Source organism: Micromonospora sp. DT41, assembly GCF_049841715.1.
In the GTDB taxonomy this organism is placed as follows: domain Bacteria; phylum Actinomycetota; class Actinomycetes; order Mycobacteriales; family Micromonosporaceae; genus Micromonospora; species Micromonospora profundi.
This window is the reverse complement of record NZ_JBNCKU010000015.1, coordinates 12,226-25,988: the sequence shown is the minus strand read 5'-3', so window position 1 is coordinate 25,988 and position 13,763 is coordinate 12,226. Positions and strand designations below refer to the sequence as shown.

Genomic DNA, 13,763 nt, shown 5'->3' with positions numbered 1-13,763 from the left:
GAGCGCCTGCTCCCACCCGAGTCGCCGCCACGGTGGCCGGGTCCGGTCCCCGATTCCGGGCATGTCCCGGCGTCGGATGCGCGATCCTGTGATCGTGCCGACCGGTCGAGCGGGCCCTGGCATCTGCCGGGGCCTTCTGCTTTCCAGGATGACCCCCACCCGGGGGCCGCAGGGGTCGGCAACTGAGCAGAAACGACTCGAGGAGGCCCCATCAGCGTCGAACCACGCGTGAACGAGCAGATCCGGGCACGTGAGGTCCGACTGGTCGGCCCCGAGGGTGAGCAGGTGGGCATCGTCCCGCTGGAGCGCGCCCTTCAGCTGGCCGCGGACGTCGATCTGGACCTGGTCGAGGTTGCGCCGATGGCGCGCCCGCCGGTGTGCAAGCTCATGGACTTCGGCAAGTTCAAGTACGAGAGCGCACTCAAGGCGCGCGAAGCGCGGCGTAACCAGCAGCAGACCGTCATCAAGGAAATGAAGCTTCGGCCGAAGATCGACCCGCACGACTACGAGACCAAGAAGGGTCACGTGGTGCGATTCCTCAAGGCGGGCGACAAGGTCAAGGTGACGATCATGTTCCGCGGTCGCGAGCAGAGCCGCCCTGAGCTGGGTTACCGGCTCCTGCGTCGGCTCGAATCGGAGATCACGGAACTGGGATACGTCGAGGCCGCCCCCAAGCAGGACGGCCGAAACATGATCATGGTTCTCGCTCCGCACCGGGCCGTCAAGGCCTCCGCGGTCGCCGCTACGGCGTCCCGTGGTGCACCTCGGGAGCGGGCAGGGGACGAGTCTGCCCCGGCAGCCGACGAGACCGCAGCGGCGGGCGAGACCGCAGCAGCCGTTGACAGCGGCACCGCCGCTGACACCAGCGGCCAGTAACAGGGGAGAAGACGTTCCACATGCCGAAGATGAAGAGCCACACGGGTATGGGTAAGCGGGTCAAGGTCACCGGCAAGGGCAAGATCGTTGCCCAGCAGGCCGGCCTTCGCCACAACCTGGAGAAGAAGCCCTCCACCCAGACCCGCCGGCTGACCGGCACGGTCGTGCTGGCCAAGGCCGACGTCAAGCGCATCAAGAAGCTGCTCGGCCGCTGACGCGCGCCACCTTTACGTAATAAGGAGTTGAGATGGCACGCGTCAAGCGGGCTGTGAACGCCCAGAAGAAGCGTCGTACCCTGCTGGAGACCGCGAGCGGTTACCGCGGTCAGCGCTCCCGGCTGTACCGCAAGGCCAAGGAGCAGGTGCTGCACTCGATGCAGTACGCCTACCGGGACCGTCGTGACCGCAAGGGCGACTTCCGGCAGCTGTGGATCCAGCGGATCAACGCGGGTGCCCGTGCGAACGGGATGACCTATAACCGCCTGATCCAGGGCCTGCGTCTGGCCGGCATCGAGGTCGACCGCAAGATCCTGGCCGACATGGCTGTCAACGACGCCGCTTCCTTCGCGGCGATCGTCGAGCTGGCCCGGGCCGCGGTCACGGCCGAAGGCACCGGCGGCGCGGCGGCTCAGGCCGCCTGATCCCCACGCACCAGAGCGAGGCGTCTCCCGTGTCGGCACCGCCGTCCGGGGGGCGCCTCAATCGTGCCGGAGGAACCCACACCATGGCCTTCACCCCGCGTACCCCAAGGGTTGTCGCCGCCCGCCGGTTGCAGCGCCGCCGGGACCGCGACGCCGCCGGCCGGTTCCTGGCCGAAGGGCCGCAGGCGGTCCGTGAGGCCCTCGCGCGGCCGGGGGTGGTCACCGAGTTGTTCGGTACGCCCGCAGCCCTCGACCGGTACCCGGAGCTGGCTGCCACGGCGGCCCGTGCCGACGTGCCCGTCTCCGAGGTGACCGACGACGCGCTCGCCGCGCTTGCCGAGACCGTCGCCCCGCAGGGGCTGGTCGCCGTCTGCCGGCACCTGGACGTGTCGTTGGAGCAGGCCCTCGCCAGCGCGCCGCGCCTGGTGGCGGTGCTCGCCGAGATCCGCGACCCGGGCAACGCCGGCACCGTGCTGCGCACCGCCGACGCCGCCGGGGCTGGCGCGGTGATCTTCGCGGGCGACGCCGTCGACCCGTACAACGGCAAGTGCGTGCGGGCGTCCGCCGGCAGCCTCTTCCACGTCGACGTGGTCCGCGCGCCCGATTCGGTCGCCGTTGTCGACGCGCTGCGCGCCGCCGGGCTGTCGATCTTCGCCACCACGGGGTACGGCGACAGCGACCTGGACGACCTTACCGACTACGGGCGGCTCGTCGGGCCCACCGCCTGGCTGTTCGGCTCGGAGGCGCACGGCCTGCCCGAGGAGTTGACCGCCGCCGCCGACGCCCGCGTGCGGGTGCCGTTGTACGGGCGCGCCGAGAGCCTCAACCTGGCTGCCGCCGCGGCGGTCTGCCTGTACGCTTCAGCGAGAGCACAGCGCTGACCGGTGACTGGTCGCGCGAGATCACAGGGGAGAGCCTCACTCGATGAACGCGCAACGGCGTTCGTTTAGCCAGCCCGCCGGTGTCGGCGGGCGGCGGGCCTGACCTGCTCCCTGCGTAACTCCTACCGGCGGGCTGCGGCACAGCCGCGCGTCCGTAGACTCGCCTAGCCGCCCCGGTGAGGGCTGGCGCCGCCGTGAGGGAGTGCCCGTACGCCATGAGCTACCGCAACGATCCGTACGACCCGAAGCAGGTCGCCCTGCTCGACCCGACCGCCCTGGCCGAGGCCGTCGACGACGCCGCGAAGGCGTTCGCGGCCGCCGCCGACCCGGACGCGTTGACCGCGCTGCGCCCCGCGCACCTCGGCGACCGGTCCCCGGTGTCCCTCGCGCGCCGGGAGATCGGCGCGCTGCCGCCGGCTGCGAAGTCCGACGCCGGTAAGCGGGTGAACGAGGCCCGCCGCGCCATCGAGGCCGCCTACGCCGAGCGTGCCGAGGTGGTGGAGCGCGAGCAGGCCGAGCGGGTGCTGGTCGAGGAACGGGTGGACGTCACCCTGCCGTACGACCGGCGTCCGCGTGGTGCCCGGCACCCGCTGAGCACACTGATGGAGTCGATAAGTGATCTGTTCGTCGGGATGGGCTACGAGGTGGCCGAGGGTCCCGAGGTCGACCTGGAGTGGGTCAACTTCGACGCGTTGAACATCCCCGCCGACCACCCGTCGCGTGGGCTGATGGACACCTTCCACATCGCACCGCAGGGCTCGGGCCTTGTTCTACGGACGCACACGTCGACGGTGCAGACCCGCACGATGCTCAGCCGCAAGCCGCCGATCTACGTGATCGTGCCCGGCCGCGTCTACCGCACCGACGAGATCGACGCCACCCACAGCCCGGTGTTCCACCAGGCTGAGGGCCTGGTGGTCGACAAGGGCATCACGATGGCGCATCTGCGGGGCACGCTGGACCACTTCGCTCGCGCCATGTTCGGCCCGGAGGCCAAGACCCGGTGGCGGCCGCACTACTTCCCGTTCACCGAGCCGTCGGCGGAGTTCGACGTGTGGTTCCCCGAGCACCGCGACGGCCCGCAGTGGGTCGAGTGGGGCGGCTGCGGCATGGTCAACCCGCGGGTGCTGCGCGCCTGCGGCGTCGACCCGGAGGTCTACTCCGGGTTCGCCTTCGGCATGGGCATCGACCGGACCCTGATGATCCGGCACGGGGTCAGCGACATCCGCCACCTCTTCGAGGGCGACGTGCGGTTCAGCCGGGCGTTCGGGACCGGAGCGTAGGGCGATGCGGGTACGAGACACGGGAACGGTGGTCTGAAGTCATGCGAGTTTCTGTCAGCTGGCTGCGGGAGTACGTCGACCTGCCCGCCGACCTGCCGACCGGCGATCTGGAGCAGGCCCTTGTCGACCTGGGCATCGAGGTCGAGTCCGTCGTGGACCTGCGCGAGTCGGTCACCGGTCAGCTCGTCGTCGGTGAGGTCCGCGAGATCGAGGAGCTCACCGGCTTCAAGAAGCCGATCCGGTTCTGCCGCGTCGACGTGGGTCACGCCAACGGCACCGGTGAGCCGCAGGAGATCGTCTGCGGGGCGCGCAACTTCGCCCCCGGTGACCGGGTGGTGGTGATCCTGCCCGGCGGTGTGCTGCCCGGCGGGTTCGCCATCGGCGCGCGCAAGACGTACGGGCACAACTCGGCGGGCATGATCTGCTCGGCGAAGGAGCTGGGCCTGGGCGACGATCACTCCGGCATCATCGTGCTGCCGCCGGACGTGGCCGCCAAGCCGGGCGACGACGCGCGGCCCGTCGTGGGCCTCGACGACGTGGTGTTCGACCTGGAGATCACCCCGGACCGGGGGTACGCGCTGAGCCTGCGCGGCCTGGCCCGGGAGTTGTCGCACGCGTTCGACGTGCCGCTGCGCGATCCGGCCCTGGTGCCGGCCCCGGGTGGCACGGAGGAGCCGGCGTACCCGGTGGAGGTGCGCGACCCGGTCGGCTGCGACCGGTTCACCGCCCGCCTGGTCCGCGGTGTCGACCCGACCGCGCCCACCCCGTCGTGGATGCAGCAGCGGCTCGTCACCGCAGGCATCCGCAGCATCTCCCTGCCTGTCGACATCACCAACTACGTGATGCTGGAGCTGGGCCAGCCGATGCACGCCTTCGACGCCGACCGGATCGCCGGCGCGCTCGTGGTCCGCCGCGCCGTGCCGGGGGAGAAGCTGACCACCCTCGACGGCGTCGACCGGGTGCTCGCCGCCGACGACATGGTGATCTGCGACGCCGGGCTGCCCAGCGCCGTGGCGGGCGAGGGCGCTGGCACGCCGATCTCTCTCGCGGCGGTGATGGGTGGGGAGACAAGCGAGGTCGTCGCCGGCACCACCACAGTGCTCTTCGAGGCGGCGCACTGGGACCCGGCGATGGTCGGGCGGACCGCCCGCAGGCACAAGCTGTTCAGCGAGGCCGCGAAGCGCTGGGAGCGGGGCGTCGACCCGGCCGTGGCGCTTGTCGCGCTGGAGCGGGCCGTGCGCCTGCTCACCGAGCACGGCGGCGGCACACCGAGCGTGGAGATCCTGGACATCGACCACGTCCGTCCGCGTACCCCGATCAGCCTGCCGGCGGATCTGCCCACCCGGCGGATCGGCGTCGAGTACCCGCCGGCGCGGGTGGTGGCCCTCCTGGAGCGGGTCGGTTGCACTGTCGCGCAGGGCGCGGACCGGTTGGCCGAGGACCCGGGAGCGGTCGGCACGGCCAGCGGGGCGGGCGTGGCGCTCAGCGTCACCCCGCCGTCGTGGCGGCCTGATCTCACCGACCCGGCCGACCTGGTCGAGGAGGTCGTCCGCCTCGACGGGTACGACAAGGTGCCGTCGGTGCTGCCCACCGCGCCGCCCGGGCGCGGCCTGACCCCGGCCCAGCGTCGGCGTCGGGCGGTCGCCGGGTCGCTTGCGGCTCGGGGGTACGTCGAGGTGCTCGCGCACCCGTTCGTGTCGCCGCAACTGGCGGACCTGCTCGGCCTGCCGGCCGACGACCCGCGCCGACCTGCGGTGCGGCTGGCCAACCCGCTGTCGGAGGAGGAGCCGCTGCTGCGCACCACGCTGCTCGGCCCGCTGCTCGGCATCCTCAAGCGCAACATCGGTCGGGGTCACCGCGACCTGGCGCTCTACGAGATCGGTGCGGTCTTCCACCCGCGCCGGGACGCCGGCAGCCCGCCGGAGATGGGCGTGGACCGGCGTCCCACCGACGCCGAGTTCGCCGCCGCCGACGCGGTGGTGCCGGCGCAGCCCGTGCACGCCGCAGTGGTGCTCGCCGGTGAGGTGGACCCGGCCGGATGGTGGGGTCCGGGCCGGCCGGCCGGCTGGGCGGACGCCATCGAGGCGGCCCGGGACACGCTGGCCGCCGCCGGTATCCCCGACGAGTGGGTCGAGGTGCGTGCCGCCGAATACGCCCCGTGGCACCCCGGCCGCTGCGCCGAGCTGCGGGTCGACGGTGTGGTCGTCGGGCACGCCGGTGAGCTGCACCCGACGGTGGTGGCGGCGTTGGAGCTGCCCCGGCGTACCTGCGCCATGGAGTTGAGCCTTGACGCGTTGCCGGTGGCGCCGGTGACGCCCGCCCCGGCGGTCTCCGGCTTCCCGCCGGCGCTCATCGACGTGGCACTGGTTGTGGACGAGTCGGTGCCGGCGGAGCAGGTGCGCCGGGCGCTGGAGGCCGGCGCGGGGGAGCTGCTGGAGGACGTGCGGCTCTTCGACGTGTACTCCGGCGCGCAGCTCGGCGAGGGTCGCCGGTCGCTTGCGTACAAGCTCACGTTCCGCGCACCGGACCGGACGCTGACGGTCGAGGAAGCGGTGGCAGCCCGCGACGCGGCGGTAGCCGTAGCGGCGGAACGCCTAGGAGCAACCCTCCGCGGAGCCTAGCGAAGCTGACAGGCACCTTTCCGGCTATGCGGAAGGGTGCCTGTCAATCGTCGCTGGATTCCAGGTTGCCAAGCCTGCGCAGGCTCGGCAGATCGCGGACGGTGATCCGGCGATAGTCGGTCTCGACCAATCCGTCCGTCCGTAGCTCCCGCAGCGCTTTCTGAATGGACGTCTCGGAGGCGCCGCAGATAGTGGCCAGGTCGGGCTGTGTGAGACGAACGTCGATGATGATGCCGTCCAAGCCTTGCCGACCGTGGGTGCGGCAGAGTTCGGCGACCACTCGGGCGACACGCAGTTTCACCGGGTACGAGGTGAAGTCGATCCGGCGCCGATTGGACCAGCGCAGCCTGTCGGACACCATCGCGGCGAGTTCGAGGGCAGCATCGGGATGTTCCTTGAGGAATCGCTTGAACCGGTCTGGCTGGATCACGCTGTACTTCGCCGGTCCGCAGGTCGTGACGGTGGCCGAGCGGGGCTCGTCGTTCAGTGCCGACATCTCACCGACGAGATCACCTCCAACCCGGAGCGACAGCAAGGCGGACCGACCGTCTGGCAAGGTAGCCGTGATCTTGGTTAGGCCCTCTTCGAGGAGCACCAGGTGCGATTCTCTTAAACCCTCGTGGATCACGATCTGACCGGCCGGAACTTGACGACGGACGCCCAGCCCCAGCAGCGTCGCCCGAACTGGCGGAGCGAGCCGTTGAAGGAACGTGCCGTAGGGCCACTCGCCGCCGGACATCTCGTGTGGTTGTCGCATCTGCAGCCTCCTTATCCATGGACGGCCGCCGAAGCGTAGCCGCTCCTGTGCGTAGCGCGATGCCCCAGTTCTGGCGGCCGCCTCAAGCAAGAGCCGAACGGCTATCAGTGCCAGCACCGTCATCGGCGACCATTCCAGGGTGAGCAGCAGTTCCACCAGATTCGCCCTCATACGACAAGGACATCGTGCGAAGGTGTGGCGGACTCCCCAGCCGGACGGGATGACTGATTTTCGACTTCGGCCGTGATGCCGTACTTCTACGGGATCCCGACCGGCCCTCACCGGTTCGATGGTTCCTGCGGTGCTTGCCCGCTGGGTGAGCCGAGTGGAGAGGGCGGGAGCTTGATGCAACATCCCGAGCGGCGATTGTTGATATCTGTGGATATGGAGAGGTACAGCCGACGGAGCAACCTCCAGCAGTATGAGGCGCAGCGGCATTTCCGAGAGTTGCTGCACGAGGCTGCTGGTGCTGTGGGCTTGGATCGCGTGGCCTGGACAACTCAGCAGGCGGGCGACGGTGAACTTGCAGTCGTGCCGCGCGAGGTGTCCGAGTCCCGGGTCATCGGTCGGTTCGTACCGGAGCTGAACCGGCGGCTGAGAACCCACAACAGCAGCCGCCTGCCGACCGCCCGGATCCGGCTCAGGGTGGCGGTACACCAGGGTTTGGTTCACCTGGATGGTGCGAACGGCTTCCCTGGCAACGCCGTCGTTTTCGTCTGCAGGCTGTGCGAGGCCGAGCCCGTCAAGAAGGCATTGGCCACCTTTCCGGACGCAGGCGTGGCGCTTGTCGTCTCGACCGAGATCTTTCGTGACGTGGTCACGGAGTATCCGGAGGAGATGCGACCCGAGCGTTTCGTGCGGATCGAGGTGGCACACCCCGACAAGGATTTTCGTGAGTACGCCTGGCTATGTGTGGTGGACGAGGATCTCACTGCCGTCACGGTCCCGGGCGTCTCTCCGGCCTCCGGTGAAAGTGCTGGCCAGGCAGCGAAAAAGCTGGTGGACGGCACGGAGGGGAAGCCGGCGAACAGCGCGACGGAGCACAGTGGAATTCGTACCGGCGATGTCCGCGTCAAGGGGCAGAGTGCGATCGGCCCGGGTGCGACGGCGATCGGCTCAATCGGTCGCGATGCGAACTCCGGCAAGAGGAGAGGCAATCGCCGATGAGCGGTCGATACGCACCTGTCGCTGCCGGCAGGGAGCGGGACCTGGACAACCTCTGGCACGACGTGTTGGAGGAGTCCTCTGGCGATGACCCCCTCGACGAAGCCGATGGGGGTGTGGTTCGCGGACCCCAGGACGGATCACCAACAGCTGCGGAGTCCGCCGACGGCGAGGGTGAGCCCGGCTCGGCGACGGCACCAGCCGTGGAGCCACCGGAGGAGGATGAGCCGGACGACCTCATAGACCCTGGGGACGTGCTGCGCAGGCTGGCTGGCTTGCTGGGCGGTTCAACGATCGACGTTGGCGATGTTCGGGTTCAGGGACAGAACGCCACCGGTCCTGGCGCTGTCGCCATCGGAACGGTCAATGTCACCGCCGGACGATCCAACGGGGCCGGCCGCGTCTGGTTCGAGACCCTAGTCGAGGCCAGTGTCCGTGAGACTGCGAGCGGATACGCGTACGCACCGAGCGACCAGCGGCTCGACCACCATCTCCAGCATCGTCACCTCGTCTGCCTCTCCGGCCTGGTCGGGAGCGGTCGGTTCACTTCGGCCACCCTGGCTGTGGCTCGGAGACACGGCTTCGAGCGGGTCCGTGTGCTTGGTGTCGACCAGTTGGCCGATCTGCTCAGGGCGGAGGCACCGTTGCCCGCTGGGTACGGCTACGTGCTTCGGCTGAGTGAGGCGGCTCTCCTCAAGGTCGACGGGTTCACACTCGTGGCGCTGGCTGCCAGGGCCGAGAGCTCCGCCACGACGCTGATTCTGGTCGGGGACTTCTCCCGGCGGAACCACGACCTTGTCGGTCATATCGTTGAACACCGCTCGGCCCCGGCGGCCGAGGTGTTTCGGGCGCAGCTTCGCAATCAGATCAGAGGACAGTGTGTCGGCTGGTGCACAGGCACATGCGTCGGCCGTTGCGTGGAGCGATACGTAGATGAGGACTGCGTCCAGAGTTCACTGCTGTCGGCCTACCTAGCCAGCGAACCTCGCCCCGGCGAAATCCTCGCGGTCGTCGCGACGATTGCCCGGACGGTTCCCAAGGGCGACGCACTGGCCGAGCGGCTCGAGCAGTTTCTGCCGCTTCAACTACGGGAGCGAGCGGTCGAGATCCTCGACGTGCAACGCGGCGGCGAGGATCTCGACGCGTTTCTTCACGATGAGGTGCGGGCCTTTCGTCTCTCGTGCGCCGTTCTTGCCGGGCAGCCTGTGACCGAGATACAGCAGGCAGCTCAGCGTCTGGCCCGATCCGACTTCCAGCAACCCGCATTGGGCAGCACTCCTTTTCGGGGGTCGGCGCTCGACGCACTGTTAGGGCCGACGCTGGGCCAAGCCGTCACACGGCTGAACGACGCGCGGTTGCCGGGTGGATGCCGAATCGACTTCGCTGCCGGCGCCGAACCACTCCGGTCGGCCTTGCTGGACGTCGCGTGGACAGAATGGTGGTCCCCCAAGCACCTGTTGAACTGGTTGGCAGACCTGATCCGCGGGGACGTTCCGGCGGTCCGACAGGCCGCAGCCGGCGCCATCGGTTGGTCGGCGACACGCGACGTGCAGTCAGCCCTCGACACCGTGGGGGAACTGGCCCGGGAACGGCGGGCAGGGGTTCGGCAGGCCGCGGCGATCGTACTCGTCGCCATGGCGATGCAGCCCGCGTTGCGCACTCGGGTTCGCACCGAACTCGGTCAGTGGGCAGCCGGTTCGGCAGCTCACCTGCGGGACACCGTTGCGCGTGCGTACAGTCTCGGACTGGCCCGGCTCTGGCCAGAGTCGGCGTTGGTCCAGTTGCGCCAGGTGGCGCAGGCCCGAATGCAGCGGCGGAACAACTCCGTCGTCCGAGGGCTGGTCGAGGTGTACCGCAACGGTCACGCGGCGAGCGTTGTGCCGACGCTTGTGGACTGGACGGTGTCCGTCGATCCTGAGGTGCAACTCCACGCCGCACGCACGCTGCGGGTGCTCGCGGACCGCTGGGCAGAACCGCCACGAGAGCACTGGCCGGAATTGCTGCACCTGGTGGACCAGCAAACGATCGATCTGGCAGACCTGTCCATCCTCTGGGCCACCGCCCTCAGCCTGCCGAAGACGGCGTACCGATCGTGGCGGACTCTCGGCTTTTGGCTGGACCGGGCGGACCAGCAGGCAGCCGTCGCCGGCCATTGCCTTCAACTCGTGAGTCACGTGATCGCTGGACATCCTTCCCTGTGTCATCGCCTCGACCATCAACTCCGCCATGTGTGGCGTCCCGTAATGCCCCACAACGACCTGCTAGATGACGTACGACGACTGATCGATGAGGAGACGCGATGACCACGGATCCCGCCGGTGGTCCCGGCACGAGGCCATCCCTACCTAGACAGCTACAACGCCGTCGGTGGTGGCATGCCATCTTCCCGCCGACCGAACTCCCGTTGCCCCCCGCCCCGCCACCGAGGGTTGTACCCGCCACAGTGACATTCCGCCAGGACGCCCCGGTGCCGATCCTGGTGCCGGCGAAGGGGGATGCGTTCGACTTCCGCCTGCACGTCGTCTACAACTGGACGGCGCAGAACATGATCTACGAAGAGCTTCGGCTCCGCGCCGAACGCTACCTGGGCTGGGCTGCCGGGATTGTTCGGGAGCGGGCGGTGGATCTGGCACGCGAACACGAACCGCATCGCTCGCACGACCTTGAGCGTGCCTTGAACAGTCGTCTCAGTGGCCAACGCTGGCCGCGGGAGGGTGCCCCGCCGCACTTCGGCGTGCTTATCCGCGTCAGCCCGGACGAGCGGGTCCGGGAGCGGCTCCGGCCGTACTGGGAGGAGCGCATCAGGCTTGAGTGTGATCACGAGTTGCAGAAGATCAAGGCGACGCAGGCGGATGAACTGACTCGACGCTGGTGCGGGGTGCTGCAGAGCCTTGAGGACGATCCGGCCACATCGCATGCCGCACGGTTGACCGGCGAGCAGTTCGCTGAGGTGTTCCGTCGGTACGTGGAGGAACGCCGGGAAACCGTTCCCGATCTCGTGAAGCTCCTACGCGAGGCGGTCAGGGGGCACGGTGATCTCGGTATGGGGCCGAGCGAATACACGGAGGCGTGGGATGCGGCCCTGAGGACGTATGAGCGGCAGCACGGACTGTCCGAGCGGGTGAACTGATTCTTGGCGTCCTCTGACGGACAATCGAGGCAGAGGACGCCCCACCCGTCCGCGAGAGGAATCCACCCCTCATCACCATGCATGGGGCTGTATTAAGTTGCAGGTGACCTGCGCCGCTGCTAGCCTTCGCTGCATAGTCATGCGGAGGTGGGTATGGGGATTCGAGTCGCGGTCGCCGGGGCGAGCGGTTACGCCGGAGGTGAGCTGCTGCGCCTGATCGCCGGGCATCCGGAGTTCGATCTTGTCGCCGCCACCGCCCACAGCCAGGCCGGGCACCGCGTCGACGTGGCGCACCCGCAGCTCACCGGGCTCGACCTGGTGTTCGGCGCGACCGACCCGGCGATCCTGGCCGACGCGGACCTGGTCTTCCTGGCCCTGCCCCACGGCGAGTCGGCGACCCTCGCGGCCCAGCTCCCGCCCGAGGTACGCGTCGTCGACCTGGGCGCGGACCACCGGCTCGCCGACCCGTACGCCTGGGCGCAGTACTACGGCGGCACGCACGCCGGCCGGTGGACCTACGGCCTGCCCGAGCTGCCCGGCCAGCGGGAGCTGATCGCCTCTTCCACCCGGGTCGCCAACACCGGCTGCTACGCCGCCGCGATCACTCTGGCGCTCGCACCGCTGATCGCCGACGGCGCGGCCGACCCGGCCGACGTGGTGGTCGTCGCAGCCTCCGGCACGTCCGGGGCGGGCCGGGCGGCGAAGCCGCACCTGCTGGCCAGCGAGGTGCTGGGCGACCTGTCGCCGTACCGGGTGGGCACCCACCAGCACGTGCCGGAGATCAAGCAGGCCACCGGGGCGACGAGCCTGTCGTTCACGCCCGTTCTGGCGCCGATGCCGCGCGGCATCCTGGCCACTGTCACCGCCGTGCCGGCGCGCGGTGTCGACCCGCAGCAGGTGCTGGCTCAGGCGTACGCCGACGCGCCGTTCGTGCAGGTGCTCCCGGAGGGCAGATGGCCGCACACCGGCGCCACGCTGGGGTCGAACTCCTGCCACCTGCAAGCCACAGTGGACGTCGACTCCGGTCGACTGATCGTGCTCAGCGCCCTGGACAACCTGGGCAAGGGCGCCGCCGGCCAGGCCGTGCAGAACGCCAACCTGATGCTCGGCCTGCCGGAGACGATGGGCCTGTCGATCTGGGGGGTCAGCCCGTGAGCGCGAGGAGGGCAGCGCAGCGGAGCCCCGCGGTCGCGAACGAAAGGCAGGCATCGTGAGTGTCACCACCCCTCGTGGGTTTCGGGCGGCCGGGGTGGCCGCCGGTCTGAAGGCCAGCGGCGGCGCGGACGTCGCGCTGGTGGTCAACGACGGTCCGGACGCCGGTGTGGCTGGCGTCTTCACCACCAACCGGGTGAAGGCCGCGCCGGTGCTCTGGACGCAGCAGGTCGTGCAGGGTGGTGTGGTCCGCGCGGTGGTGCTCAACTCCGGTGGGGCCAACGCCTGCACCGGCCCGGCCGGTTTCCAGGACACGCACGCCACCGCCGAGCACACCGCCGCCGCGTTGACCTCGGTGAGCCCGCGGTTGATTCTCGGGGCCGGTGAGGTGGCGGTCTGCTCGACCGGCCTGATCGGTGAGCGGCTGCCGATGCCGAAGCTGCTGCCGGGCGTCCGCTCGGCGATCCGTGGGCTGTCCCGTGACGGCGGGGTGGCCGCCGCCGAGGCGATCATGACTACGGACACGCGGGCGAAGACGACTGTGGCCCAGGGCAGCGGCTGGACGGTCGGCGGGATGGCGAAGGGCGCGGGGATGCTCGCGCCGGGCATGGCCACCATGTTGTGTGTGCTGACCACCGATGCGGTGGCGGGGTCTGCCGTGCTGGACGAGGCGTTGCGTGCGGCCACCCGGGTCAGCTTCGACCGGGTCGACTCCGATGGCTGCATGTCGACGAACGACACCGTGCTGCTGCTGTCCAGCGGCGCGAGTGGCATCGAGCCGACTCCTGCCGAGTTGGCCGCAGCCGTCACCGCGGCCTGTCACGACCTGGCCCAGCAACTGGTCGCCGACGCCGAGGGCGCCACCAAGCAGATCGCCATCGACGTTGTCGGCGCGGCCGACGAGGACGACGCGGTCGAGGTGGGCCGGTCGGTGGCGCGCAACAACCTGGTCAAGACCGCGCTGTTCGGCAACGACCCGAACTGGGGCCGGATCCTCGCCGCGGTCGGCACCACCGCTGCCGCGTTCGAGCCGGACGAGGTGGACGTGGCCGTCAACGGGGTGTGGGTGTGCCGGGGCGGTGCTGCCGCCGAGGACCGGTCGAAGGTCGACCTGACCGGTCGGGACGTGACCATCCGGATCGACCTGCACGCCGGTGCGGCGGAGGCGACGATCTGGACCAACGACCTGTCCCACGCGTACGTACACGAGAATTCGGCCTACTCCACGTGAGCGCGAGGAACGCAGCGCAGCGGAGTCC

12 protein-coding genes are annotated in these 13,763 nt (G+C 69.7%); 11 read left to right on the top strand and 1 reads right to left on the bottom strand.

Going from position 1 to position 13,763, the window contains the following annotated elements:
- Positions 1-228: 228 nt before the first annotated feature.
- The 6 genes from infC (at position 229) to pheT (ending at position 6,301) form a co-directional block, all read left to right on the top strand.
- Positions 229-876 carry a translation initiation factor IF-3 gene (gene infC, locus ACLQ23_RS24605; RefSeq protein ID WP_053655494.1) on the top strand — a complete coding sequence of 216 codons (648 nt, stop codon included), beginning with the start codon at positions 229-231 and terminating at the stop codon, positions 874-876.
- 20 nt (positions 877-896) lie between these two features.
- Complete coding sequence (gene rpmI / locus ACLQ23_RS24600) at positions 897-1,091, top strand: 50S ribosomal protein L35 (protein WP_007458415.1); 195 nt, start codon at positions 897-899, stop codon at positions 1,089-1,091.
- Positions 1,092-1,123: 32 nt separating this feature from the next.
- On the top strand, positions 1,124-1,516 hold the full coding sequence (gene rplT, locus ACLQ23_RS24595) for a 50S ribosomal protein L20 (RefSeq protein WP_007458417.1): 393 nt from the start codon (positions 1,124-1,126) through the stop codon (positions 1,514-1,516).
- An 83-nt stretch (positions 1,517-1,599) separates the two neighbouring features.
- Positions 1,600-2,397, top strand: coding sequence for a TrmH family RNA methyltransferase (locus ACLQ23_RS24590; RefSeq protein WP_425881173.1), 798 nt, complete (start codon positions 1,600-1,602; stop codon positions 2,395-2,397).
- A gap of 215 nt (positions 2,398-2,612) precedes the next feature.
- Positions 2,613-3,680 (top strand): phenylalanine--tRNA ligase subunit alpha, encoded by a 1,068-nt coding sequence (pheS, locus tag ACLQ23_RS24585; RefSeq protein WP_355596746.1) that lies wholly within the window; start codon positions 2,613-2,615, stop codon positions 3,678-3,680.
- 41 nt (positions 3,681-3,721) lie between these two features.
- The gene (pheT, locus tag ACLQ23_RS24580; RefSeq protein ID WP_355596748.1) at positions 3,722-6,301 is read left to right on the top strand and encodes a phenylalanine--tRNA ligase subunit beta; all 2,580 of its coding nucleotides are present in this window, start codon (positions 3,722-3,724) and stop codon (positions 6,299-6,301) included.
- 43 nt (positions 6,302-6,344) lie between these two features.
- Here pheT and ACLQ23_RS24575 read toward each other — a convergent pair whose 3' ends face one another.
- Entirely contained in the window at positions 6,345-7,214 is an 870-nt protein-coding gene (locus ACLQ23_RS24575) for a Crp/Fnr family transcriptional regulator (RefSeq protein WP_355630297.1), read from the bottom strand.
- Between the two features lie 189 nt (positions 7,215-7,403).
- Between ACLQ23_RS24575 and ACLQ23_RS24570 the strand changes: the two genes are divergently transcribed.
- The 5 genes from ACLQ23_RS24570 to argJ all read left to right on the top strand — a co-directional run bounded on the left by ACLQ23_RS24570 (position 7,404) and on the right by argJ (position 13,735).
- Complete coding sequence (locus ACLQ23_RS24570; RefSeq protein ID WP_355630294.1) at positions 7,404-8,225, top strand: hypothetical protein; 822 nt, start codon at positions 7,404-7,406, stop codon at positions 8,223-8,225.
- A 251-nt stretch (positions 8,226-8,476) separates the two neighbouring features.
- A complete protein-coding gene (locus ACLQ23_RS24565; RefSeq protein WP_355630291.1) occupies positions 8,477-10,525 on the top strand; it encodes a hypothetical protein in 2,049 nt (682 codons plus the stop codon).
- Positions 10,526-10,689: 164 nt separating this feature from the next.
- Complete coding sequence (locus tag ACLQ23_RS24560) at positions 10,690-11,352, top strand: hypothetical protein (RefSeq protein ID WP_355630288.1); 663 nt, start codon at positions 10,690-10,692, stop codon at positions 11,350-11,352.
- Positions 11,353-11,505: 153 nt separating this feature from the next.
- Positions 11,506-12,507, top strand: coding sequence for an N-acetyl-gamma-glutamyl-phosphate reductase (gene argC / locus ACLQ23_RS24555; RefSeq protein WP_355630286.1), 1,002 nt, complete (start codon positions 11,506-11,508; stop codon positions 12,505-12,507).
- Positions 12,508-12,562: 55 nt separating this feature from the next.
- Positions 12,563-13,735, top strand: coding sequence for a bifunctional glutamate N-acetyltransferase/amino-acid acetyltransferase ArgJ (gene argJ / locus ACLQ23_RS24550; RefSeq protein ID WP_355596756.1), 1,173 nt, complete (start codon positions 12,563-12,565; stop codon positions 13,733-13,735).
- The last annotated feature ends 28 nt before the right edge of the window (positions 13,736-13,763 follow it).

Excerpts from the sequence above, each read along its gene's own strand:
- rpmI (WP_007458415.1), top strand. The coding sequence starts at position 897 with ATGCCGAAGATGAAGAGCCACACGGGTATGGGTAAGCGGGTCAAGGTC.
- rplT (WP_007458417.1), top strand. The coding sequence starts at position 1,124 with ATGGCACGCGTCAAGCGGGCTGTGAACGCCCAGAAGAAGCGTCGTACC.
- ACLQ23_RS24590 (WP_425881173.1), top strand. The coding sequence starts at position 1,600 with ATGGCCTTCACCCCGCGTACCCCAAGGGTTGTCGCCGCCCGCCGGTTG.
- pheS (WP_355596746.1), top strand. The coding sequence starts at position 2,613 with ATGAGCTACCGCAACGATCCGTACGACCCGAAGCAGGTCGCCCTGCTC.
- pheT (WP_355596748.1), top strand. The coding sequence starts at position 3,722 with ATGCGAGTTTCTGTCAGCTGGCTGCGGGAGTACGTCGACCTGCCCGCC.
- ACLQ23_RS24570 (WP_355630294.1), top strand. The coding sequence starts at position 7,404 with ATGCAACATCCCGAGCGGCGATTGTTGATATCTGTGGATATGGAGAGG.
- argC (WP_355630286.1), top strand. The coding sequence starts at position 11,506 with ATGGGGATTCGAGTCGCGGTCGCCGGGGCGAGCGGTTACGCCGGAGGT.